Origin of the sequence: Streptomyces xylophagus, assembly GCF_000716435.1 — a bacterium.
Classification (GTDB): domain Bacteria; phylum Actinomycetota; class Actinomycetes; order Streptomycetales; family Streptomycetaceae; genus Streptomyces; species Streptomyces xylophagus.
Map to the genome: position 1 here is coordinate 121,043 of NZ_JNWO01000022.1, position 24,115 is coordinate 145,157.

The window sequence follows — 24,115 nt, forward strand, 5'->3', positions numbered from 1 at the left end:
GCGCTTTCATGCAGGTGAGACGAGACTTACACGCTGTCAGGGCAACCGGCTCCGTAAAGACCCGTACCGGCCCCGGCCCGGAGCCGTCACCACCGTGTCACCGGCAGAACCTCCCCGGCCCCGGACGGTGTCGCCGTCCGTAGGGGTGCCGCGAGAGGTGCCCCTCGGCACATCGGGGGACGGCATGAACAGTGGACTTCTTCGGAGCGCGGGACTCGGACTGGTGACCGTGGCGGCGCTGACCCTGGGGGTGGCCGGGTGCAGGCCGACGCCCTCGCACGCGGCGTCGGCGACGACCGGTACGCCCCTGCGGAACATGTCCGGCACGGCGGCCGGCGGCGGCGCCTGCGTCTTCGTGAAACCGGACGGCGCCCAGAAGCTCGGCCACGTCGGCTGGGGCTTCCGGATCACCGGCACGAACACCTGGGAGTACGGCGCCGTCGAGAACCCCACCAACAAGCTGTACACCCCGCCCGGCGGCGACATCGGCGCCTGGCACACGACGGGATCGTACGCCCGGATGCTGAGCGACATGTCCCGGGATGCGCACTACCCGGGCCACTCGACCCACCCCTACAGCCGCTACCGCTGCACCGGTTCGTCGACGAGTGACGTGGGCACCGCCCAGGACATGGTCCGGCAGGTCGAGCGGCGCGGCTTCCTCGTCGGCGTCGACCCGAGGACCGGGAAGCTCACCTCACGGGACTGCCTGGACGCGACGTACGACGTGCTGCGCGCGTACCGCACCCGGCATCTGACGCCCGCGCCGAAGCTGTACATCCCGAACGTGTGGGTGGAGACGCTGGTGCTGTGGAGCGACCGGACGTTGTAGGAAACGCGCGGCGCCCCCGCCCGGAGAGCTCCGGACGGGGGCGCCGTACAAACGGACCGGGTGCCTTACAGGCCGAGCTCGACCTCGAACTCGCCCGCCTCCAGGATCGCCTTGACGGCCGTCAGGTAACGGGCCGCGTCGGCGCCGTCCACCAGGCGGTGGTCGTAGGAGAGGGTCAGGTACGTCATGTCGCGGACGCCGATGACCGTGCCCTCCTCCGTCTCGATGACGGCCGGGCGCTTGACCGTGGCGCCGATGCCGAGGATCGCGACCTGGTTCGGCGGCACGATGATCGTGTCGAAGAGCGCGCCGCGCGAACCGGTGTTGGAGATGGTGAAGGTCGCGCCGGACAGCTCGTCCGGGGTGATCTTGTTCGCCCGGACCTTGCCCGCGAGCTCGGCGGTGGCCTTGGCGATACCGGCGATGTTCAGGTCGCCCGCGTGCTTGATGACCGGGGTCATCAGGCCCTTCTCGGAGTCCACCGCGATACCGACGCTCTCGGTGTCGAAGTAGGTGATCGTGCCCTCTTCGACGTTGATCCGGGCGTTGATGGCCGGGTGGGCCTTCAGTGCCTGGGCCGCCGCCTTCACGTAGAACGGCATCGGGGAGAGCTTGACGCCCTCGCGCGCGGCGAAGGAGTCCTTGGCCTGGGCGCGGAGCCGCATGAGCCGCGTGACGTCGACCTCGACGACCGAGGACAGCTGCGCCTGCTCGTGCAGCGCCTTGACCATGTTGTCGCCGATGACCTTGCGGATGCGGGGCATCTTGACGGTCTGGCCGCGGAGGGGAGAGGCCTCCAGGGTCGGGGTCTTCTTGGCAGTCACGGCGGCCGGAGCGGCGGCGGCTACGGGAGCCGGAGCAGCTGCGGCGGCCTTCGCGGCCTCGGCGGCGGCGAGGACGTCCTGCTTGCGGATACGGCCGCCGACGCCGGTGCCCTTGACGGTGGACAGGTCGACGCCGTTCTCGGCGGCGAGCTTGCGCACCAGCGGGGTCACGTAGGCGCCGTCGTCCGTGGCCTGCGCGGCGGCGGGCGCCGGAGCGGCCGGGGCCACCGGAGCCGGAGCAGCGACCGGCGCGGGAGCCGGGGCGACCGGAGCCGCGGCGACCGGGGCGGGCGCCGGAGCCGGCGGGGCGACGGGGGCGGGCGGCGCGACCGGAGCCGCGGGGGCCACCGGCGCGGCTGCGACCGGCGCGGGGGCCGGAGCGGCCGGAGCCGGGGCAGCCGCCGGAGCGGCACCCGGGGCGCCGACGACGGCGAGCTTGGCGCCGACCTCGGCGGTCTCGTCCTCGCCGACCAGGATCTCCAGCAGGACGCCGGCGACCGGCGAGGGGATCTCGGTGTCGACCTTGTCGGTGGAGACCTCGAGGAGGGGCTCGTCCTCGGCGACCTCTTCGCCGACCGCCTTCAGCCAGCGGGTGACGGTGCCCTCGGTGACGGACTCGCCCAGTGCGGGCAGGACCACGTCGGTACCGGAGGCGCCGGCGGCCGGAGCGGCGGCAGCGGGGGCGGGTGCGGCCGGGGCGGGCGCCGGAGCCGCGGGGGCCTCGGCGACCGGAGCCGGAGCAGCCACGGGGGCCGGAGCCGCCACGGGCTCGGCGGCCGGGGCCGGGGCAGCGGCGGGAGCGCCGGTGCCGTCGTCGATCACGGCCAGCTCGGCGCCGACCTCGACGGTCTCGTCCTCGGCCACCTTGATGGAGGCCAGCACACCGGCGACGGGCGAGGGGATCTCGGTGTCGACCTTGTCGGTCGACACCTCGAGCAGCGGCTCGTCGGCCTCTACTCGCTCGCCCTCGGCCTTCAGCCAGCGGGTGACAGTGCCCTCGGTGACGCTTTCACCGAGCGCCGGAAGGGTTACGGAAACCGCCATGGTTTCGGTTGCTCCTTACGAATTGCGGAAGTCTGTGTCGTCGTCCGACCGAGGGGGTCAGTCGTGGGAGTGGAGAGGCTTGCCCGCCAGTGCCAGGTGGGCCTCGCCGAGCGCCTCGTTCTGCGTCGGGTGGGCGTGGATCAGCTGGGCGACCTCGGCGGGCAGCGCCTCCCAGTTGTAGATCAGCTGGGCTTCGCCGACCTGCTCGCCCATGCGGTCGCCGACCATGTGGACGCCGACCACGGCACCGTCCTTCACCTGGACGAGCTTGATCTCGCCCGAGGTGTTGAGGATCTTGCTCTTGCCGTTGCCCGCGAGGTTGTACTTCAGAGCGACGACCTTGTCCGCGCCGTAGATCTCCTTGGCCTTGGCCTCGGTGATGCCCACGGAGGCGACCTCGGGGTGGCAGTACGTCACCCTGGGGACACCGTCGTAGTCGATCGGAACGGTCTTCAGACCGGCCAGACGCTCCGCCACCAGGATGCCCTCGGCGAAGCCGACGTGCGCGAGCTGGAGGGTCGGGACCAGGTCACCGACGGCGGAGATGGTCGGGACGTTCGTCCGCATGTACTCGTCGACCAGGACGTAGCCGCGGTCCATGGCGACGCCCTGCTCCTCGTAGCCGAGACCGGCGGAGACGGGCCCGCGGCCGACGGCGACGAGCAGCAGCTCGGCCTCGAACTCCTTGCCGTCGGCGAGGGTGACCTTGACACCGGACTCGGTGTACTCGGCCTTCGAGAAGAAGGTGCCCAGGTTGAACTTGATGCCGCGCTTGCGGAACGCGCGCTCAAGAAGCTTGGAGGAGTTCTCGTCCTCAAGGGGAGCGAGGTGCTTCAGGCCCTCGACGATCGTCACGTCGGCGCCGAAGGACTTCCACGCGGAGGCGAACTCCACGCCGATGACACCGCCGCCCAGGATGATCGCAGACTGCGGCACGCGGTCCAGGACGAGGGCGTGGTCCGAGGAGATGATCCGGTTGCCGTCGATCTCCAGGCCCGGCAGCGACTTCGGCACGGAGCCGGTCGCCAGCAGGACGTGGCGGCCCTGGATGCGCTGGCCGTTGACGTCGACGGAGGTGGGGGAGGTGAGCTTGCCCTCACCCTCGATGTAGTGCACCTTGCGGGATGCGATCAGACCCTGCAGGCCCTTGTAGAGGCCCGAGATGACGCCGTCCTTGTACTTGTGGACGGCCGGTACGTCGATGCCCTCGAAGGTGGCCTTGACGCCGAACTGCTCGCTCTCGCGGGCCTGGTCGGCGATCTCGCCCGCGTGGAGCAGAGCCTTGGTGGGGATGCATCCCCGGTGCAGGCAGGTGCCGCCGACCTTGTCCTTCTCGATCAGGGCGACGTCCAGTCCCAGCTGGGCCCCGCGCAGCGCCGCGGCGTAACCGCCACTGCCACCGCCGAGGATCACTAGGTCGAAAACGGTGCTGGCGTCGTTCGCCACGTCACGTCCTCCATGCATGTGCGCCGTACGCCGGTCGTCAGTGACCGCGCGGCGGCTGGTGTCCGGCCGCTCTTTCTCCGGCCCTGTGGTGGGGGCCCTGTCCTGCCGAGCCCATCTTCGCACTTGTCGAGGCCCAACGAGACGCCGGGCCTGGGTGTGAGACGCCACACGCTCACATGAGAGACGGTGAATTGTTGAGACACCTGGGCGCGACCCCCCAGAGGCGCGGGGCTGTATCGATATGCAGCTCCGCTGCGGGGCGCGACCGGACCCGCAGTCGCCGCAGCCCTGGGTGTGACCCCCTAGGGGCCTAGGGGCGCGGGGAACTGCGCGACCAGCCACAACCGGCCCGCAGCCGCCCACGCCCCTCAGGCATCGAGCTATTAGGCGAACGTCAGCCCAGGTCACCCGCAGCAGTCAGCTCCGCCAGCCGCACCAACGTACGCACAGCAGACCCCGTCCCACCCTTGGGGGTGTAGCCGAACGGCCCGCCCTCGTTGAACGCCGGCCCAGCGATGTCGACGTGGGCCCAGGTGATCCCCTCGCCCACGAACTCCCGCAGGAACAGCCCGGCGACGAGCCCACCGCCCATCCGCTCACCCATGTTCGCGATGTCGGCGGTGGGGGAGTCCATCCCCTTACGCAGATGCTCCGGCAACGGCATCGGCCACGACGGCTCCCCGACCTCCTCGGCCGCGTCCACGATCGCCGCACGGAAGGCATCATCGTTGGCCATCACGCCGAACGTGCGGCTCCCCAGAGCCAGAACCATCGCCCCCGTCAGCGTCGCCACGTCCACGATCGCGTCCGGCTTCTCCGCCGACGCCGCCCACAGCGCGTCCGCGAGCACCAGCCGGCCCTCCGCGTCCGTGTTGAGGACCTCGACGGTCTTGCCGCTGTACATGCGCAGCACGTCACCGGGCCGGGTCGCGGAGCCGGACGGCATGTTCTCGGCGAGCGCGAGCCAGCCGGTCACGTTGACCGCGAGGCCCAGACGCGCGGCGGCGACGACGGCCGCGAACACGGCGGCCGCACCGCTCATGTCGCACTTCATCGTCTCGTTGTGCCCGGCCGGCTTGAGCGAGATGCCGCCCGAGTCGTACGTGATGCCCTTGCCGACGAACGCGAGGTGCTTGGTGGCTTCGGCGTGCGTGTACGACAGCTTCACCAGGCGCGGACCGGCCGCGGAACCGGCGCCGACGCCGAGGATGCCGCCGTAGCCGCCCTTCTCCAGGGCCTTCTCGTCGAGCACCTCGACCTTGATGCCGTGCTCCTTGGCCGCGGTCTGCGCGACGGCGGCGAAGGCCTCGGGGTCGAGGTCGTTCGGCGGGGTGTTGATCAGGTCGCGGGCGCGGTTCAGCTCCTCGGTGACCGCCAACGCGCGCTCTACGGCCGCCTTGTACTCCTTGTCGCGCGGCTTGCCACCGAGCAGGGCGACCTCGCCGAGCGGGCCCTTGCCGCCGCTCTTCGCGTCCTTGCCGTTGTCCTTGTACGCGTCGAAGGAGTACGCGCCGAGCAGCGCGCCCTCGGCGATCGCGCCGGCGTCGGCGGCGTCGGTGAGGGGGAGCGCGAAGGCGGCCTTCTTGGCGCCGGTGAGGGCGCGGGCGGCGACGCCGGCGGCCCGGCGCAGCGCCTCGGCGCCGTAGGCCTCGTCGTCCGCGGGCTCCGTGCCGAGGCCCACCGCGAGAACGAGGGGTGCCTTGAAGCCGGCCGGGGCGGGCAGCTTCGTGATCTCGCCCTCGGCACCGGAGGCGCCCAGGGTCTCCAGGATGCCGGCGAGCCTGCCGTCGTACGCCTTGTCCACGGCGTCGGCGCCCGGTGCGACGACCGGGCCCTTGCCGCCCTTGCCGACACCGATCACGATCGCGTCGGCCCGCAGGCCGGGCGCCGCGGCGGTGCTGAGAGTGAGAGCAGTCACAGTGGTGAATTCTCGCTTCCGATGTGAAGTTGCGGTGGTCGAGCGGGGTGGGTCGACCGGGCCCGACAGCCGACCCTATTTCCGACCTGCGGCGGCGGTAGGCATGGGGGGCTGGCGAAGGCCCAGGACGAGCCTACGCGCGTGTGCGCGGTGGCTCATTCCCGCGGGGGTTCACTCAGCGTGACGGCGTGGCCACTTCTCGATCCTCACCCTCGATGTCCTGCGCCACACTCGTGAGGTTCATGTGGGCGACATGCTCATCGATTTGCATGATTTCCATCGATCCTCCGCGAGTCGACCACAGGGAGGATCGCTTGGGGGAGGGACGACATGGCGCACAGAACGCACGGATGGAGAACCGGGGCCGCCGTCCTGGCGGCCGCAGGACTGTTGGTGCTGGGTCTGGAGGCGCCCGGCGCATCGGCCGCCGACGAGCCTCGCATCGATCTCAGGGTGCTGGTGGTGGACAACGGCGACAGTCCCGTCGAGGCCGTCGCCGCCCAGCTGAAGAGCGAGGGCATTCCGTACACGACTGTGAATCTGAACGACTCCGGCCGCCCCACGATCGACGCGGCCTTCCTCAGTGACACGGTCGACGGCACGCCCCGCGCCAAGTACCAGGGCGTCGTCCTGCCCAACGAGGCGCCGTTCGGGACGGGTTCGGCGGAACAGACCGCGCTGGACGCCTACGAGACGACGTACGGCATCCCGCAGGTCGACGCCTACACCTGGGCGCACCCGGAGGTCGGTCTCGACTACGCCGCCTACTCCGGGGCACTCGACGGACATGAGGCGGATGTCACGACCGACGGCAGGGCGGGTTACTTCGGCTATCTCGACGGGCCGCTCACATTCGAGGACAACTCCTCGTCCGTGCAGGAGAGTTACGGCTTCGTGGCCACACCCCGGACCGGCTTCACCAGCTACGTCGACACCGCCGTGCCCGGCGGTACCGGGCGCGGCAGCCTGGTCGGCGAGTACGCGCACGACGGGCGCCGCGAACTGGTGCTGACCTTCGCCTACAACCAATACCAGGAGCAGTTCCGGGTGTTGGCGCGCGGCATCGTCGAATGGCTCACTCAGGGCGTGCACCTGGGACAGGCGCGCAACTACTTCTCGGTGCATGTCGACGACGTCTTCGCACCCGACGACCGCTGGGACACCACCCTCAACTGCACGCCCGGCGACTACGACTGCACGTCGGGCGACGGCTCGGAGACCGTGCCGATCCGGATGACCGCGGCCGACGCGGTGTACGCGGCCCAGTGGGAGCAGGACCACGGCTTCACCCTCGACCTGGCCTTCAACGCGGGCCTGGGCGAGGACTGGAAGAGCGAGAACGGCGGCACGGACGCCCTCACCGACCAACTCCTCGCCGACAAGGCCGACTTCCGCTGGATCAACCACACGTACACCCACGAATTCCTCGGCTGCGTCCAGGACTTGACGACCGTGCCCTGGACCTGCGCGAAGAACGCGGACGGCACGACCCAGTACCTGAGCCGGGCCGACATCTCGGCGGAGATCGCCAACAACTACAACTGGGCTGTGGCGAACGGCCTTCCGGTCGAACGGGACGAGCTGGTCACCGGCGAGCACTCGGGCCTCAAGACGCTTCCGCAGCAGCCCAACGACAACCCGAACCTGGCCGGCGCCCTCGCCGACAACGGCATCAGGTGGACCGGCTCCGACCACTCCCGCGAGACCGACCAGCGGGCCGTCGGCGACGCCCTCACCGTGCCGCGCTACCCGATGAACGTGTACTACAACGCGGGCACCAAGGCCGAGATGGCCGACGAGTACAACTGGATCTACACCTCCACGGCCGACGGCGGCAGCGGCGTCTGCGAGAACAACCCCAACTCCACCTGCCTGTCCGCCCCGTTGGACACCGCCACCGGCTACGACGACTACATCGTCCCGCAGGAGGCGGCCACCGACCTCGGCCACGCCATCAGCAACGACCCGCTCCCGCACTACGCGCACCAGTCCAACCTGGCCGAGGACCGCGTCCTCTACCCGGTCCTGGACAAGGTGCTCGCCGACTACCAGGCGCTGTTCGCCGACAACACCCCGCTGGAGAACCTGCGGGAGAGCGCGATCGGCACCGAACTGCAGAACCGCACCGCCTGGCAGACCGCCGTCACGAACGGCACCGTCGAGGCGTACCGCGTCGGCACCACCGTCACCGTCAACGCCCCCACAGGGATTCAGATCCCGTTGACCGCACCCGAAGGGACCACCCAGCAACTGCCGCTCGGCACCGCCGCGTTCGGGACGCCGTACGCGGGAGAGCGCTCGGCCTGGACCACGCCGGAGCTTACGCAGACCGCTCTCACGCTCAATCTCCCGTAGGACAACGCCCTGAAGGGGCGCGGGGAACTGCGCGACCAGCCACGACGAGCCCGCGGTCGGGGTCCGGTCCGCAGTTCCCCCCACACCATCCGCCAACTGGGGGGAAGTGGCACAGCCATGCGTACAGGCCGTCATGTCACCATGCTCACCGAAGGCACGTATCCGCACGTCCACGGCGGGGTCAGCACCTGGTGCGACCAACTCGTCAAGGGCATGCCGGAGGTGGACTTCCACATCCTGTCCCTCACCGGCAGCGGTCGCGAACCCGTGACCTGGGAGCTGCCGCCCAACGCCTACCTGCACACCTCCGTGCCGACCTGGGGCCCGCGCCCCGGCCGCCGCAGGCACGGCCTGTACGGCGCCGCCCGCCGCCGCTTCGTCGACTCCTACGAGCGGTTCCTGCTCTCCTTCCTCGACCCCGAGGCCCACTGCGACTTCGGCGAGAGCCTGTACGACCTGGCCCAACTGGCCCGCGACGGACGCCTGTCGGCGGCCCTGCGCACCGAGACGGCACTGCGCTCGCTGATGTGGATCTGGACGATGCCGCACCTGGCAACGGCCGCCGCCCGCCCCACAGTTCACGACGCGCTGACTGCAACGGACCTGCTGGAGCACGCACTTCGCCCCCTCGGGGTCCGCATCCCCGAGGACTGCGTCGCGCACGCCGTCAGCAGCGGCCTGGCGACCCTGCCCGCGCTGGCCGCCCATCACTTCGACGGCGTGCCCTTCCTCCTCACCGAGCACGGCATCTACCTGCGCGAGCGCTACCTCGGCTACCGCCGCGACGGCCAGCGCTGGCCCGTGAAGGCGTTCATGCTCGGCTTCTACCGCGAACTGAACTCGCACGGCTACAAGGCCGCCGACCTGATCACCCCGTGCAACCAGTACAACCGCCGCTGGGAGGAGCGCGGCGGCGCCGACGCCGACAGCATCCGCACGGTCTACAACGGCGTCGACCCGGCCGCCTTCCCGCACGCGGGCCCCGAACCGGAGATCCCCACCCTCTCCTGGTGCGGCCGCGTCGACCCCATCAAGGATCTTGAAACACTTCTACGCGCGTATGCGTCCGTACGGGCCGAACTCCCCGAGACCAGGCTGCGGTTGTTCGGCCCGGTTCCGCCCGGCGGAGAGGCCTACCGCACCCGCCTGGAGAAGCTGGCCGCCGAGTTGGGCGTCACCGACGGCGTGACCTTCGAGGGCCGCATCAGCGAGGTGTGGCGGGCCTACGCGGCAGGTCACGTAGTCATGCTCTCCTCCATCTCCGAAGGCTTCCCGTTCTCCATCATCGAGGCCATGTCCTGCGGCCGTACGACCGTCTCGACCGACGTCGGCGGAGTCAGCGAGGCCGTCGGCGACACCGGCCTCGTGGTCCCGCCGCGTGAACCGGAGAAGATGGCCGCCGCCGCCCTCACCCTCCTCCGCGACGACGAACGCCGCCTGAAATTGGGCGAGTTGTCCCGCCAGAGGGTTATCGAGCGGTTCACGTTGCGTCGCTCCGTGGACAATTTCCGGACTATTTACCAAGAGCTCGCGGGCCGCCCCGAGGTCTACGAGCCCACGGTCGAGACCGTCGCCGACTGGACCGCCGAACTCCGCGATCCGTGGTACAAGGCGGTCGCGACGGACGGAACCGACTGGTGACCGGTTCCATCTGGCTGCCACCCGGGGCGAGTTCGGACACCCTCCCCGGCGTCCCCAAGCAACGCCCCGCACCGAGCTGGGCCGAACCCGACCCCATCGACGAACTCGCCGAGCGCCTCGACGAGTTCGTCGGCGCGGCGGTGCACCCCGACGAGATCGCCGCGCTCCTGGAGTCCGACGGCATGTCGGACGACCAGATACGCGAGCGGTACGGCGTCAAGAACTCCTTCGCCCTGGCGGAGGAGTTGTACGACCGAGTCGCCCGCCGCTTCCCGGAACCCGAAGGCCCCGCCCACGACCCCTGGCAGATCGGCCTGCTCGGCTGCCTGCTGCGAGGCGTGGTCTTCGCCCTCCCCGGCTTCGGCTACGTCCTCGGCGCACCCCTCCTCGCCGGCCACCCCGAGTCCTTCGGCCTCCCGGCAGGCACCCTCCCCCTCTTGTCCGGCGCCCTGGCCGGCTGGACCTGGAACCAGGGCCTGGCCCACCGGGCCTACTCCTGGCTCGGCCTGGGCGACAGCCCGGCAGCCCGCCACAGCCTCCTGGTCGGAGCACCACTGGGCATGCTCCTCGGCGCCCTGGTGGCCCTGGCGGCGGCAGGCACCACCCACCCGACCACCGCGACCTTCGCCGCAGGCCAGTCGGTGTACCTGGGCGCGGCCACGGTCCTCCTGGTCATGGGCCGCGAACGAGCCCTACTGGCAACCCTGTTGCCGATGACGGCGGGCGCGGTATTCGCCATGCTCCACCCGATCCCGGACGCCGCGAGACTGCTCCTGCTGCTGGGCTCCCTACTGGCGGTAACGACACTGGCCCTGCTCGAAGTACAGCCCAACAGCATTGCCTTCAAGGGGCGCGGGGAACTGCGCGACCAGCCCCCACCGGCCCGCAGACAACGAACAACAATGGCCCCCCGACTCACCGCCAGCCTCCCCTACGCCCTGTTCGGCCTGAGCAGCGGCGCCCTCGTCCTCAACGCCGCCCTGCGCGGCAGCGCCGTCGCCGCAGTCGCCCTCACCCTGAGCATGGGCCCCGCCGAGTGGCTCCTGTACCGCTTCCGCAGCGGCAGCCTCACCGGCCTACGCAACAGCCGCACCCCCAAAGCCTTCTGGCGCACAACAGGCCAAACCCTCACCCTGTGCCTGACCGCCTACCTGGCAGCCCTCCTCGCCCTCACCCTCCTCGCCACCATCCTGTGGCCGCACACCCCCGCCATGAGCGGAGTAAGCCTCACCGGCCTGCTCCTCCTCGGCATGGTCCTGTGGACGGCCCTGCTCCTGCAGTCCTTCGGCGCCGTCCTCGCCGCCGCGGCGATCTGCTGTACGGCGGCCATGGCCCAGACCCTCGCCCTCCTGACCCACGCGGGCAGCCCGCACTGGATCGCCCTGTACGTGTACGGCACGGCGGCCGGGGCCCAAGCGGCCCTGGTCTGCGGCCTGTTGGGCAGGGCAACGGCGCACCGATGAGCCAACTGCTGGTCCCGTACTACGAACACCCGACCGTCCGCCCCGCCGAGTGGGCCGCGATCGTGGCGGCGGCCCCCCGCCTCTACGGCGTGGTCCTGAACCCGGCCAGCGGCCCCGGCGAAGCCCCCGACCCGGCCTTCGCCGAGACCGCCGCCCAACTACGGGACGCGGGCGTGCGTTTGCTCGGCTACACGGACACCGACTACGGCCGCCGCCCGTACGCGGACGTCGTCCAGGATCTCACCCGCCACCGCGACTGGTACGGCACGGACGGCGCGTTCCTGGACCAAGTAACCGCCGAACACGAGAACTTCAGGCACTACCAACACCTGGCGACCGCGGCTTGGGGCGCAGGCTGCGGCACCCTCGTCCTGAACCACGGCACGACACCCCACCCGTCATACGCCCGCATCGCCGACGTCCTGATCACCTTCGAGGGCCCCTGGACGACGTACCGCCAACTCCCCCCACAACCCTGGCGCGGCACCCCCGGAGTCCACCTCGGCCACCTCGTCTATGGCGTCCCGCCCGACATCGACCTCGCGGCGGAGGCCCATGCGCGAGGGGCCTCGGTGCACTGCGCGGTACCGGGCGTGGGAGATCATCCGTGGGGTACGTTGCCCCACACCCTGGAGCCGGTCCAATGAGACGCCCCACCCTGCTAGTCGCGCTCCTCCTGCTCCTCGCGGGCTGCACCTCCACCCCCGACGACAAGCCGGACACCGGGAAGCGCTGGCAGCCCCGCCCGGGTGTGGCCTGGCAGTGGCAACTCAGCGGGCGCCTGGACACCTCCGTCGACGTCCCGGTCTACGACATCGACGGCTTCGACCACTCCAAGGCAACGGTGACCGCACTGCACGACAAGGGCCGCAAGGTCATCTGCTACCTCTCCACCGGCGCCTGGGAGGACTTCCGCCCGGACGCGAAGAAGTTCCCCAAGTCGGTCCTGGGCAAGGGCAACGGCTGGAAGGGCGAACGCTGGCTCGACATCCGCCGCACCGACGTCCTCGAACCCTTGATGGCAGCCCGCCTCGACATGTGCCGCAAGAAGGGCTTCGACGCGGTGGAGCCCGACAACATGGACGGCTACGAGAACGACACCGGCTTCCCCCTCAAGGCAGCCGACCAACTCCGCTACAACCGCCTCATCGCCAAGCTGGCCCACGCCCGGGGAATGGCAGTCGGCCTGAAGAACGACCTCGCCCAAATCCCCGCCCTGGTAACCGACTTCGACTTCGCGGTCAACGAACAGTGCGCCCAGTACGGCGAATGCGACTCCTTGACCCCGTTCATCAAGGCCAACAAGGCGGTCTTCCACGTCGAGTACGAACTCCCGACCACCAAATTCTGCGCGAACTCCCGCCACCTGAAGCTGAGTTCACTACAGAAGAAGTACGACCTGGGCGCATGGCGCCGTTCCTGCTGAACACGCCGGGCCCCAATGAACATGCCCGGGGGCAGCCAACCTAGGGGCGCGGGGAACTGCGCGCCCAGCCCCCACGCACCCGCACTCACCCACCCACCGAAAGCACCACAAGCACAGCCGTAGCCGCAGTCTCCGCCAGCCCCCCGAACACGTCCCCGGTAACCCCACCAAACCGCCGCCGACAGTGCCGCAGCAGAAGCTCGGCGACAACCAGCGCCACGACAACGGCAACAACCGCCCGCACCCTGCCCTGCCCCCCGAAGAAAGGCCCGAGCGCCGCAGAGATCACCAGGTTGGACAAGGTCACGGCAACCGCACCTCCCACCGGCACAACCCCCGCAACCGCCGCCCCCAACCCCTCCGGCCGAGCCGCAGGCACCCCCGCCCGCGCCCCCCACGTCAGCGCCAGCCGGCCCACGATCCCGGAAACGATCGCCGCGGCGGCACCCCGGCCCCACGAGTCGCCGTAGAGCTGAGCCAGCGCGGCCACCTGCGCCAGCAGCACGAAAACGAGAGTGAGCACCCCGAACGGCCCGATGTCCGACTGCTTCATGATCCGCAGCGCGTCCTCCGCAGGCTTCCCGCTGCCAAGCCCGTCGGCAGTGTCCGCAAGCCCATCCAGATGCAGACCCCGGGTGAGAACAGCGGGCACGGCGACGGTGCCGACGGCGGCGAGCAGCGGGCCCGCGCCAAGAAACAGGAGCGACAACCCCAGCCCCGCCGCACACCCACCGACGATCACCCCGACGGCCGGAGCCGCCATCATTCCGCGGCGCGCGGCCTCCCGGTCCCAGCGAGTCACCCTGACCGGGAGAACAGTCAGCGTGCCGAACGCGAAACGGAGGCCGTCGAGGGACGAGGTCTTGGACACCGGCGCAGATTACCCGGCGGTCAGGAGGGCGCCCCCGGCGGCCGTGGCTAAAGTGCCCATATGGGACATTGGCTGCACCGCAACATCGTCGAGCCGGGCAAACTACCCCTGCTCCTCGCGCTCACCGCCTTCGTCCTGACGTTCGTCATCACCCGGGTCATCACCCGCCTGATCCGCGCGGGCAAGGGCCCCTTCGGCAACATCAAGGCCGGTGACGTGCACATCCACCACGTCGTCCCGGGGGTCGTACTCACCGTGCTCGGCGGCTTCGGAGCCGTGGCCAGCACGCGCTACGGCGTCGGATCGGCGCTCTTCGCGATCGTCTTCGGCATCGGCGCGGGCCTGGTGCTGGACGAGTTCGCGCTGATCCTCTACCTCGACGACGTGTACTGGACCGAGGCGGGCCGCAAGAGCGTGGAGGCGGTGGTGCTGACGGCGGCCCTGGTCGGCTTCGTCCTCGCCGGCTTCTCACCCTTCGGCGTCAACGACCTCACCGCCTCCGAACTCCACGACCGCGCCGGCGTGATCGTGAGCGTCGCCGTGAACTTCGTCTTCTCCCTCATCGCCCTGAGCAAGGGCAAGGCCCGCACGGCGGTCTTCGGGGTCCTGGTTCCGCTGGTCGCCGTCGTCGGGGCGATCCGCCTGGCCCGCCCGGGTTCCCCCTGGGCCAAGCGCTTCTACCGCAAGCGCCGCCATCGGGCCCGAGCCCGCTCCACCCTCCGCGCCTACCACCACGACCGCCGCTGGGCGGGCCCGAGCCGGGCCTTCCAGGACTGGATCGGGGGGAAACCGGATCCGGAGCCGGTACGGATTCCGGGGCGCCCGTGACGAGGGAGCCGGGCCGCCGGTAGACACACCAGGCCACGCCTACCTGCCCCCTCGCCACCTGCCCCCGTCTACCTGATCCCTCGCCTCCGATGCCGTACCGCCGACACCAGACACAGCACCCCCACCGCGATGATCGCCGCCAGATGCTCCTTCCCGGCGAGGTTCCCCTTCAGCATCACCTCGATCGCCATCGCCCCGGTCACCGCCAGCGCCGTCGCATACGCGCCGTAGCGCCACGCCACGAACACCGCGAGGCCGACCACCGCCGCCGAGGGGCCCGTGTCGACGACCCACCTGTCCGAGCTGGGCAGCCCGAACGGGTTGTCGAACCCGAGCCAGATGCCGAGGCGCGCGTACAAGGTCCCGGCGAGTGTCGCGGCGTAGGCGATGACGAGCGTGCGCCAGCGGCCGATGCAGATCTCCGCGACGCCGAACACGAAGAGGATCTGGGCCAGCGCGCCCCACACGGGGAGGTCGAGCGCCGGGACGAAGAGCGAGAGCGGGGTACGGAGGAGGGCCAGCCACAGCGGGTCCTCGGCCCGCACCGCGCCCGTGTCCTGCACGAACTGATAGCCCCACGACTGGTTCTGCACGAATTGAAGTGCCGCAGTGAGAGCCACCGCCCCGATCGTCATCGGGATCGCCCGCCAACGCCGCTTCAGCAGCGGCTCGCGCACGGTGACGTAGAGCAGTCCCCATTCGGCGCGGGCCCAGCGGGCGAGGCGGTTCATCTGTGCGTCTCCAGGTGCTTGCGGTGCAGCCACTTCGGCAGTCCCGGCGCCTCCAGGAACCCCTCCGCGCGCGCCGCCGCGAGGCCGATGCGCAACAGGTCCGCGCTCTTCTCGAAGAGCAGGAACCGGGGTTCCCAGATGGGCCGGTACTTGGCGTTGGCGCGGTACAGCGACTCGATCTGCCACCACCGGGAGAAGAAGCTGAGGAGTGACCTCCACAGCCGCAGCACCGGCCCGGCGCCGATTCGCGCCCCCCTTTCGAAGACCGAACGGAACATGGCGAAGTTGAGCGAAACCTGGGTGATTCCGATTTCCTGGGCACGGCGGAGGAGTTCGATCACCATGAACTCCATCAGCCCGTTGTCGGAGTCGCGGTCGCGCCGCATCAGGTCGAGGGACAGCCCGTGCGGACCCCACGGCACGAAGGACAGCACCGCCCTCAACTCACCCTCCCCGTCGGTGCATTCGAGCATCACGCACCGCCCGTCGTCCGGATCCCCGAGCCGCCCCAGCGCCATGCTGAACCCGCGCTCGGTGGCCCCGTCGCGCCAGTCGTCGGCGCGCTTCAGCAGATACGCCATCTCGTCCACCGGAATGTCCTCGTGCCGCCGGATCCGCACGGTGTACCCGGCGCGTTTTACCCGGTTGTAGGCCTGCCGTACGGTCCGCATGGCACGCCCCTCCAGCGTGAAGTCGGCGACCTCGACGAGGGCTTCGTCCCCGAGTTCGAGGGCGTCGAGCCCGTGCCGCGCGTAGACGGTGCCCGCCTCCTCGCTCGCGCCCATGACGGCCGGAATCCATCCGTGAACGCGGGCTTCCGCCAGCCAGGGCTCGATCGCGCCGGGCCACGCCTCCGGGTCGCCGATCGGGTCGCCGGAGGCCAGCGACACCCCGCCCACGACCCGGTACGCGACGGCCGCCTTGCCGGTCGGCGACCACACCACGCTCTTCTCCCGGCGCAGCGCGAAGTACCCGAGCGAGTCCCGCTCGCCCTGCCGCTCCAGCAGCGCCCGCAGCTTCTTCTCGTCGTCCTCGGTGAGCGGATCGACGGCACGCCGGGAGCGGAACGCGGCGTAGAAGACCGCGAGGACCAGGACCGTGCTGAGGACGTTGATGGCGACGTTGACCCAGTTCGGGGTCCAGATGCCGGGGAAGCGGTTCTCCGGGGCGGCGATGGACACCAGCCGGAACGCGCCGTAGTGCCAGCGCTCCACGAACGTCGAACGGGACGCGTCGTGCGCCTGGTTGGTGACCGTCACCAGCAGTCCGGCAAGCAGCGAGGCGGCCAGCGTGCCGCCGACGGCGACGACGGCGGCCAGCCGGGGGTTGGACCGGTCGCCCTTCGCGTAGAACTCCCGTCGCCCCACCACCAGCGCGGCGACGAACGCGGCGGTCAGCCCCAGGGAGACCCAGTTCTGCGCGTACTGGCGGATCTCCTGGAACGACATGGCGAACCCGAACAGCAGCAGAAACAGCCCGCTGACCACCAGGTTCAGAATCCACGCGGCCCGTTTGCGGCGCCGCATGGTGATCGCGAGGAACGCCGTGAACACCCCGGACGCGAAACCGGCCGTCAGCAGGTACGGCGTGAAGAAGTTCTCCTGGTTGTGCCGTCGTACGTCCTGCCCCAGCGAAACCCACGCCGCGCTGAGGAAGTTGATGAACGCGACGGCCCGCAGATACCAGACGGCGAAGGCCGCGGCCCGCCGCGAGGCGCCTGAGCTATGACGTTCCTGAACGGGCCCGACCCGGACATCTCCCATGAAGGAGGATCATATGGGCGTTGTTGCGGCGAACGGTTCTTATCCGCCGCCGCAACGATCACACCCGGGTCACGCCTCGGACTTCTCCGGACCGGCGGACTTCTCCACACCGGCGGGCTTCTCCGCACCGGCCGGCTTTTCCACACCGGCCGGCTTCTCGACGTCGGCGGGCTTCTCGGCTTCGGCGGACTCGTTGATGTCGGCAGGCTTCTGCGCGTCGACTGATGTCCCGATGCCGACCGGCGTCTCCACGTCGATCGGCGTGCCCGCGTCGGCAGGCTTCTGAGCGTCGGCCAGCGTCTCCGCATCGGCCGGCGCCTCGGGCTTGACCGGGTCCTCGGTCTTCTCCGGGTCTGCGGCTGGTTCCTGGCCTGCGGCCCTCTCCGGGCCGACAGCCGCCTCCGGCCGCGCAGCCTGTTCCGACCTCGCGGCACTCTCCGGCTCTGCGGCCCGCTCCGGCCGGGCGGCGCTCTCCGGCTCCGCAGCAGAGACGGGCGGCTCCGCGGCAGCCACGGGCTCCGCAGCCGCAACGGCCGCCACGGAAGAGGAAGGCTCCACCGACTTCTCCGGCTCCACCGACTTCTCCGGCTCCACCGGCTCCTCGGGCTCCGCCGACTTCTCCGGCTCCGCCGACTCCTCGGGCTCCGCCGACCCCTCGGGCTCCGCCGACTCCTCGGGCTCCGCCAACTTCTCAGGCTCCGCCGACCCCGCCGACCCCGCCGGTTCCGCCGACTTCTCCGGTTCCGCCAACCCCTCCGGCTTCGCCGACTTCTCCGGTTCCGCCGACTTCTCCGGTTCCGCCAACCCCTCCGGTTCCGCCGACTCCTCCGGTTCCGCCGACTCCTCCGGCTTCGCCGACTCCTCCGGCTCCGCCAACCCCTCCGGCCCCGCCAACTCATCCCGCTTGAGCGGGAGTTCAGCCGCCAGTGCCGCCGCGGCCTGCACCAGTGGCAGTGCGAGCAGCGCGCCCGCGCCCTCGCCGACGGTTACGCCGTGGTCGAGGAGCGGCTCCAGGGCCATCCGGTCCAGCGCCTTCGCCTGCCCCGGCTCCCCACTGTTCTGCCCGGCCAGCCACCAGTCCGGCGCCCGGAACGCGACCCGCTGACCCACCAGCGCACAGGCCGCGGCCACGACCCCGTCCAGGATCACCGGCAGCTTCCGTACGGCACTCTGCAACAGGAACCCGGTCATCGCGGCGAGGTCGGCCCCGCCCACCGTCGCCAGCAGCTGCAACTGGTCGCCCAGCACCGGCCGGGCCCGCCGCAGCGCGTCCCGGATCGCCGCGCACTTGCGCATCCACGCGAGGTCGTCGATCGCGAGGCCACCCCGCCCGGTGACCACGGACGCGTCGGTGCCGCACAGCGCGGCGATCAGCACGGACGCCGGCGTCGTACCGCCGACGCTCACATCGCCGAGGACCACCAGATCCGTACCGGAGTCGGCTTCGTCGTTCGCGACGGCGACGCCGGCCTCGAACGCGGCCGTCGCCTCCTCCAACGTCAGCGCGTCCTCGATGTCGATCCGCCCGCTGCCCCGCCGTACGCGATGCTTCACGACCTCGTCCGGCAGTGAGCCGGGCTCGCAGTCCAGGGCCATGTCCACGATCCGCACCGGGACCCCGAGCCGCCGGGCGAGCACCGCCGCCGGGCTGCCGCCCTCCAGGACCGAGCGCACCAACTGGTCGGCGGTGCCCGGCTGTCGGGCCGACACGCCGAGTGCGGCGACTCCGTGGTCTCCCGCGAACAGCACGACACGCGGCCGTTCGACCGGCCGCACCGGTACGGCGCCCTGCGCCGCCGCCAACCACTCACCCAGGTCGTCGAGTCGGCCCAGTGACCCGGGCGGCACGATCTGACGTTCGCGGCGGGCCTCCGCGTCACGGCGCACACCGCCGTCGGGGCGCTCGATCAGATCGGTGAAGTCGTCGAGATTAAGCGAGCTCATTCGCCGAACAGTACCGGCAGCGATCGAACGCGACAGCGCCACATGGCCACCACGCGCCCCGGACGTCCTTGCCCTCAAGATCCGGATCCCGTACGTATCACTTTGCACCGTTTTGTCGTACGCCTCCGGGAGCCGCCCATGAACAGCCTGCGCACCCGCGTCAGCACGCGCGTCAGCACCCTCGACGCGCACCGCCGCCACCGGGCACTGGCCCGTGCGATCCTGCGGCTCCTCCCCGAACCGGAGAGCTGGCTGGACGTCGGCACGGGCGACGGCCACTTCCCCGAGACGGCGAAGGAACTCTTCCCGTACACCTCCTTCGACGGCCTCGACCCCACCCCCCGAGTCGTCCGGGCCCGCGCGGCCGAACGCATCGAGGAGGCCTACGCCGGCCACCTCACCGACCCGCACATCACAACGACCCTCCAGGCCCGCTACGACATCGTCAGCCTCCTCCGCGACCGCTCACCCGCCCCCGACCCCGAGGCCGAACTCCAGGCGGCCCTGACGGTCCTGCGCCCCGGCGGCCTCCTCCTCCTGGAAGGCCCCCCGGACGACCTGCGCACCCAACTCGCCCCCCACGACTGCGAGATCGTCACCGAACACCGAGGCTTCCAGGACCGGCTCCCCGCCCCGCAACGGATCATCGCCCGCAAAAACCACCAGCCGTCGCCCTAGCCGCGCAGCTTGAGCGCCTGCCCCGCCACCACCAACAACACGTGCTCGCACTCACCGGCGATCGCGGCGTTCAACCGCCCCAGCTCGTCCCGGTACCGGCGCCCGGAAGCGGTCGCCGGCACGATCCCCGAACCGACCTCGTTCGACACGGCGACAAGGGTCCGCCGCGTGGCACGCACGGCGGCGGTCAACTCCTTTACCCGCTCCCGGAGTTGCTTCTCCCCGCCGTCCCCCCACTCCGTGTCGTCCCACGCCCCCACGGAGTCCATGGCGTCCGTCAGCCACAGCGACAGACAGTCGACGAGCAACGGCGACCCGTCCTCGGCCAGCAACGGCACCAGATCGCACGTCTCCGCCGTACGCCACGACCCCGGCCGCCGTTCCCGGTGCGCGGAGACCCGGGAGGCCCACTCGGTGTCCCCGTTGCGCGAGCCGCCGGTGGCGACGTACAGCACGTCCGGGAAGGCCTCCAACCGCCGCTCGGCCTCGACGGACTTCCCGGACCGCGCCCCGCCCAGCACCAGCGTCCGCCGCGGCACATCGGGCACGTCCTCGTACACCCCCACGGTCAACGTCGTCCCGTCCGGCACGGCCCGCGCCCCCACGGCCGCCAGCCGCCGCGCCAACTCGGCCCCCGGCGGCACGTCGTGATCGAGATGGACGGCGACGACATCGGTGGTCGGCCCCATCGCACCCACCGCCCGCAGCTTGGCAAGAGCGTCCGGCCGCCCCACGACATCGGCGAGCACCATGTCGTACGAGCCGCCGTTCCCCTCCTCCAACCCGGCCGGCGCGCCCCCCGGCGGCAGATACAGCACCCGCTGCCCGTCGGGCCCGGTGACGGCGTACCCGGTGCCGGGCGCGTCCATCGCCACCGCCCGCACCCGGTGCCCCGTCAACAACGCCAGCTCCCGCCCGTCCGGCACCCGCCCCGGCTGCGGCAACCCCGCCGGCACCTCCACCGCCGGCCCGTCATGCGGATGCGACAACAACACCTGCCGCACACCCCCGAGCGAATGCCCGGCCCGAGCGGCAGCAAAGGCCGCCCCCGGCGTCAGATCGAGCAACAGAGTCCCGTCCACGAGCACGGCGGTAGCAGCCCGAGCATCCACCCCGAGCGAAACGGCACAGGCCGCACAGGGACAGTCGAGCCGCGGGAGTCCAGCAGGAGCACCGGTACCAAGCAGAGTGAGTTCCACAGGCCGATTTTCTCCGTTGACTTGTAGACACGCGCTACCTGGACCCACCTAAGGGGCGCGGGGAACTGCGCGACAAGCCCCCACCGGCCCGCAGACAACGAATCTTGCGTAACTTGATCACGGCTAACCCAGCGGAGCGCATAGGCTTCTGCTCTGCATGCGCTGAGACCTTGGAGGCGTACATGGCGGCATGGACGTGGCGGTTCGAGAAGTCCGACGGGACCGAGGTCGAACCCGCGGTCCCGCCGGAGGAGTGGACCACACAGGGGGACGCGGAGTCCTGGCTCGGCGAGGTGTGGAAGGACCTCGTCGCGGGCGGCGCGGACCAGGTGTTCCTCTTCGAGGACGGCACGCAGATCTACGGGCCGATGAGCCTGCACGCCGAGAACGCGTAACACGGCGTAGGCCAAAGAGGTTGGGGGCGGCCGGAGAAACACCGGCCGCCCCCGACCTCGTTCCCCGGAGGGCTACTGCTCGCCCAGCGTCACATCGACCTTCTTGGACGCGCCGTTGCGCGTGTAGGTCACCGTCGTCTTCTGCCCCGGTTTGTCGGACGCCAGCGCCTCGGAGAGCGAGGTGATCGTGGTGATACCCGTGTCACCGAGCCGCGTGATGATGTCCCCGGCCCGGATGCCCGCCTTGTCGGCCGCCCCGCCGCTCTTCACCTCGACCACGGCGACCCCCGCGGCCTGATAACTGTCGTCGACGACCGTACGTCCGGTGATGCCGAGGGCCGCCCGCCCCGAGTCGGTGACCTTGCCGTCCTTGACGATCTGGTCGGCGACCGTCTTCACCATCGACGAGGGGATCGCGAACCCGATACCGGGCGCGGCCCCGCCCCCGAGGTCGGGATCGATGGCGGCAAGGGTCGGGATACCGATGACCTGCCCGTCCAGATTCACCAGCGCACCCCCACTGTTGCCGGGGTTGATCGCGGCCGAGGTCTGCACCATGTTGGCGATGGTCGCCCCCGTACCGCCCCCGCTGCTGCCCTCGCTGACGGTCCGTCCGGTCGCCGACACGATGCCCTGCGTCACGCTGGACGACAGCCCGAGCGGCGAGCCCATCGCGAGGACGATCTGCCCCACCTCGACCTTGGAGGAGTCCGCGAAGGTCGCCGCCTTCAGCCCGTCGGGCATCTTGTCCAGCTTGACGACGGCGAGGTCCTGCTCGGGATACGAGTAGACGAGCTTTGCGGTGAGCACGTCCTCGCTGTTCGCGGTGGTCACCTTGAAGGTCTTCTCGTTCCCGACCACGTGCGCGTTGGTGACGATGTGCCCCTGGCCGTCGTACACGACCCCCGACCCCAGATCACTGCTGGCCTGGATCTGCACGACCGACGGCAGAACCTCCTTGATCACCTTCAGGTAGTCGCTCTGCAGGTCGCCACTCGACATCGGTACGGCGGCCTGCGCGGCCTGCGCGGTCGAGGTGTCCTTCTTCGAGCCGGTCCCGGAGCCGGAACATCCGGCGACCAGCGCGAGCGAACAGGCGAGAGAGGCGAGGAGGGCGACCGGCCGCAGGGCACGAACACGAGCACGGGTACGGGAGGAGTCCATACCGCGAGTGTCTCTTTGGGGTGAATGTCCGGCTTGTGTTGCTGGCCCGAACGAGCCCCTCGGCGCGGGGGTGCGCTCAGCCCCGCACCCCGCACAGATGCAGCAGCGCGGCCACCGCCCGATACGGATCCGTCCGCCCGGCCCGCTCCTCGGCGGCCAGCAGCGGCTCTACGTCCGCCGGGATCTCGACGCCCTCCGGAGCGGTGTCGGTGAAGACCCGCACGCCGTACCAGGACTGCAACGGCGCCCCGATCCCCGCCAGCGTGGCGGTGAGGGTGCCCAGCCGATCGGCCCGCACATCGAGGCCCAGCCGATTGCGGTACGCCGTCGAGTCGAACGCGGCCAGCGCGCCCGCCCAGTCCCAGGACAGTCCGGGCCGCATCGCCAGCGCGTCGGCGTTCCGTACGAGCAGCGACAGCAGCCCGCCCGGCGCCAGCATCCGCGCGAGACCCGCGAGCAGCGGGTCGGGCTCGGACACGTACATGAGTACGCCATGACAGAGCACGACGTCGAAGCTGCCCGGCAGGAAGTGCACGCCCGTGTCCCGGCCGTCGCCCTCGATGATCCGCACCCGCTCCCGGATGCCCTCGGGCTCGCCGGACAGCGCCTCGCGGGCCGCGGCGATCATCTTCGGTTCCTGTTCGAGCCCGGTCACCTGGTGTCCGGCCCGGGCCAGCCGCAGTGCCTGCGTGCCCTGGCCCATCCCGACGTCGAGCACCCGCAGCCGCTGCCCGACCGGATACCGGCCGGCTATCTGCTCGTCGAGCTGCCGGGCCACCAGCTCCTGTCGTACGACATCCCGCAGCCCGCCCAGCCTGCTCAGCCAGGCGTCCGCCGCGCCCCCGGAGAAGGAGTCCGCGCTCAGGGCTTCTCTCCGCGCTTGACCAGCGGCTTCGGCAGCCGGAGTCGACGCATCTGGAGGGAGCGCATGAGTGCGTAGCGGACCGTGCCCTTGGTGTTCTGGCCCGGGAAGCGCTCGGCGAGCAGCTTGCGCAGCCGGAACACACTCCAGAAGGAGTCGACCACGATCAGCACGATGATCACGAGCCACAGCAGCAGCGCGATGTTCTGCAGCGCCGGCACCCGGACCACGCTGAGCACGAGGATCACCACGGCCATCGGCAGGAAGAACTCGGCGATGTTGATGCGCGAGTCGACGTAGTCCCGCCCGAACTTGCGGACCGGGCCCTTGTCACGCGCGGGCAGATACCGCTCGTCACCGGTGGTGAGCGCGCTGCGCTGCCTCTCCATCGCGGCACGCCGCTCGTCGCGCTGACGCTTGGAGGCGTCCTTGCGCGTCATCGTGGTGTTGGCGACGCTCCGGCGCTGGGTCTGCGACTCACTGCGCTTGGGCGTGGGCCGACCCTTCGGTGCCTGAGGGTCTCGGGGCTGCTTGGAGTCGGTCGGCGAGGCCTTGTCGGCGCTCGCGGCCTTCTCTTCCTTGGAACGGCTACGGAACACAAAAGCCAAGCTTACGGGGTGGATGGGGTTGGACCCCAGTCCCCTGGGGAACGATCCGGCAACACCAGTCGTCTGTAGGGGGACAAGGGGGACGCTGCAGACGGTCGGCCCGGGCGTTGATCCGGGTGGTTG

The 24,115-nt window shown here is 70.6% G+C and carries 19 protein-coding genes and 1 pseudogene; 9 read left to right on the forward strand and 11 right to left on the reverse strand.

All coding sequences use genetic code 11. The features are described from left to right. Nucleotides 1-184 precede the first annotated feature (184 nt). Nucleotides 185-832, forward strand: a complete 648-nt coding sequence (locus tag OO70_RS38470; protein WP_043682296.1) for a hypothetical protein — start codon at nt 185-187, stop codon at nt 830-832. 65 nt (nt 833-897) lie between these two features. On the opposite strand, the gene sucB is transcribed toward OO70_RS38470, so the two are convergent. The 3 genes from sucB to OO70_RS38485 all read right to left on the reverse strand — a co-directional run bounded on the left by sucB (nt 898) and on the right by OO70_RS38485 (nt 6,064). Continuing rightward, a complete protein-coding gene (sucB, locus tag OO70_RS38475) occupies nt 898-2,700 on the reverse strand; it encodes a 2-oxoglutarate dehydrogenase, E2 component, dihydrolipoamide succinyltransferase (RefSeq protein ID WP_043682299.1) in 1,803 nt (600 codons plus the stop codon). A 57-nt stretch (nt 2,701-2,757) separates the two neighbouring features. Next, nucleotides 2,758-4,146, reverse strand: coding sequence for a dihydrolipoyl dehydrogenase (gene lpdA / locus OO70_RS38480; protein ID WP_043682302.1), 1,389 nt, complete (start codon nt 4,144-4,146; stop codon nt 2,758-2,760). 394 nt (nt 4,147-4,540) lie between these two features. Next, nucleotides 4,541-6,064, reverse strand: a complete 1,524-nt coding sequence (locus OO70_RS38485; RefSeq protein WP_043682305.1) for a leucyl aminopeptidase — start codon at nt 6,062-6,064, stop codon at nt 4,541-4,543. 330 nt (nt 6,065-6,394) lie between these two features. On the opposite strand from OO70_RS38485, the gene OO70_RS38490 reads away from it, so the two are divergent. The 5 genes from OO70_RS38490 to OO70_RS38510 all read left to right on the forward strand — a co-directional run bounded on the left by OO70_RS38490 (nt 6,395) and on the right by OO70_RS38510 (nt 12,949). Further along, nucleotides 6,395-8,419 carry a hypothetical protein gene (locus tag OO70_RS38490; RefSeq protein WP_043682308.1) on the forward strand — a complete coding sequence of 675 codons (2,025 nt, stop codon included), beginning with the start codon at nt 6,395-6,397 and terminating at the stop codon, nt 8,417-8,419. A gap of 117 nt (nt 8,420-8,536) precedes the next feature. Then, a complete protein-coding gene (gene pelF, locus OO70_RS38495) occupies nt 8,537-10,060 on the forward strand; it encodes a GT4 family glycosyltransferase PelF (protein WP_043682311.1) in 1,524 nt (507 codons plus the stop codon). Next, nucleotides 10,057-11,523: a hypothetical protein gene (locus OO70_RS38500; protein WP_043682314.1), complete on the forward strand. Its 1,467-nt coding sequence runs from the start codon at nt 10,057-10,059 to the stop codon at nt 11,521-11,523. Before pelF ends, OO70_RS38500 begins: the two co-directional genes overlap by 4 nt. Beyond that, a complete protein-coding gene (locus OO70_RS38505) occupies nt 11,520-12,170 on the forward strand; it encodes a spherulation-specific family 4 protein (protein ID WP_043682316.1) in 651 nt (216 codons plus the stop codon). Before OO70_RS38500 ends, OO70_RS38505 begins: the two co-directional genes overlap by 4 nt. After that, nucleotides 12,167-12,949 (forward strand): endo alpha-1,4 polygalactosaminidase, encoded by a 783-nt coding sequence (locus tag OO70_RS38510; RefSeq protein ID WP_043682318.1) that lies wholly within the window; start codon nt 12,167-12,169, stop codon nt 12,947-12,949. The genes OO70_RS38505 and OO70_RS38510 overlap by 4 nt, the downstream gene beginning before the upstream one ends. 85 nt (nt 12,950-13,034) lie before the next feature. Here the strand turns inward: OO70_RS38510 and OO70_RS38515 are convergent, their stop codons facing one another. Continuing rightward, complete coding sequence (locus OO70_RS38515) at nt 13,035-13,820, reverse strand: adenosylcobinamide-GDP ribazoletransferase (RefSeq protein WP_043682321.1); 786 nt, start codon at nt 13,818-13,820, stop codon at nt 13,035-13,037. Between the two features lie 60 nt (nt 13,821-13,880). Here OO70_RS38515 and OO70_RS38520 point away from each other — a divergent pair, with 60 nt between their 5' ends. Then, complete coding sequence (locus OO70_RS38520; RefSeq protein WP_043682324.1) at nt 13,881-14,648, forward strand: hypothetical protein; 768 nt, start codon at nt 13,881-13,883, stop codon at nt 14,646-14,648. A 68-nt stretch (nt 14,649-14,716) separates the two neighbouring features. Here the strand turns inward: OO70_RS38520 and OO70_RS54855 are convergent, their stop codons facing one another. From OO70_RS54855 to cobT, 3 genes and pseudogenes are all read right to left on the reverse strand, one after another. Then, nucleotides 14,717-15,379, reverse strand: a complete 663-nt coding sequence (locus tag OO70_RS54855) for a hypothetical protein (RefSeq protein ID WP_043682327.1) — start codon at nt 15,377-15,379, stop codon at nt 14,717-14,719. Next, nucleotides 15,376-17,142, reverse strand: coding sequence for a phosphatidylglycerol lysyltransferase domain-containing protein (locus OO70_RS38530; protein WP_043682329.1), 1,767 nt, complete (start codon nt 17,140-17,142; stop codon nt 15,376-15,378). The genes OO70_RS54855 and OO70_RS38530 overlap by 4 nt, the downstream gene beginning before the upstream one ends. Nucleotides 17,143-17,946: 804 nt before the next feature. Next, a pseudogene (gene cobT / locus OO70_RS38540) lies at nt 17,947-19,086 on the reverse strand (nicotinate-nucleotide--dimethylbenzimidazole phosphoribosyltransferase); the annotation flags it as partial. 138 nt (nt 19,087-19,224) lie between these two features. Between cobT and OO70_RS38545 the strand changes: the two are divergent. Beyond that, complete coding sequence (locus OO70_RS38545; protein ID WP_043682331.1) at nt 19,225-19,764, forward strand: class I SAM-dependent methyltransferase; 540 nt, start codon at nt 19,225-19,227, stop codon at nt 19,762-19,764. Here OO70_RS38545 and OO70_RS38550 read toward each other — a convergent pair. Then, a complete protein-coding gene (locus tag OO70_RS38550; RefSeq protein ID WP_043682333.1) occupies nt 19,761-20,963 on the reverse strand; it encodes a bifunctional adenosylcobinamide kinase/adenosylcobinamide-phosphate guanylyltransferase in 1,203 nt (400 codons plus the stop codon). The genes OO70_RS38545 and OO70_RS38550 overlap by 4 nt on opposite strands. 182 nt (nt 20,964-21,145) lie before the next feature. Between OO70_RS38550 and OO70_RS38555 the strand changes: the two genes are divergently transcribed. After that, the gene (locus OO70_RS38555) at nt 21,146-21,358 is read left to right on the forward strand and encodes a hypothetical protein (protein WP_043682336.1); all 213 of its coding nucleotides are present in this window, start codon (nt 21,146-21,148) and stop codon (nt 21,356-21,358) included. Between the two features lie 72 nt (nt 21,359-21,430). Here the strand turns inward: OO70_RS38555 and OO70_RS38560 are convergent, their stop codons facing one another. From OO70_RS38560 to OO70_RS38570, 3 genes are all read right to left on the reverse strand, one after another. After that, nucleotides 21,431-22,522: a S1C family serine protease gene (locus OO70_RS38560; protein ID WP_043682339.1), complete on the reverse strand. Its 1,092-nt coding sequence runs from the start codon at nt 22,520-22,522 to the stop codon at nt 21,431-21,433. Nucleotides 22,523-22,598: 76 nt separating this feature from the next. Further along, complete coding sequence (locus OO70_RS38565) at nt 22,599-23,300, reverse strand: class I SAM-dependent methyltransferase (RefSeq protein ID WP_043682342.1); 702 nt, start codon at nt 23,298-23,300, stop codon at nt 22,599-22,601. Nucleotides 23,301-23,383: 83 nt separating this feature from the next. Then, a complete protein-coding gene (locus OO70_RS38570) occupies nt 23,384-23,983 on the reverse strand; it encodes a DUF3043 domain-containing protein (RefSeq protein ID WP_043682346.1) in 600 nt (199 codons plus the stop codon). Nucleotides 23,984-24,115 lie beyond the last annotated feature (132 nt).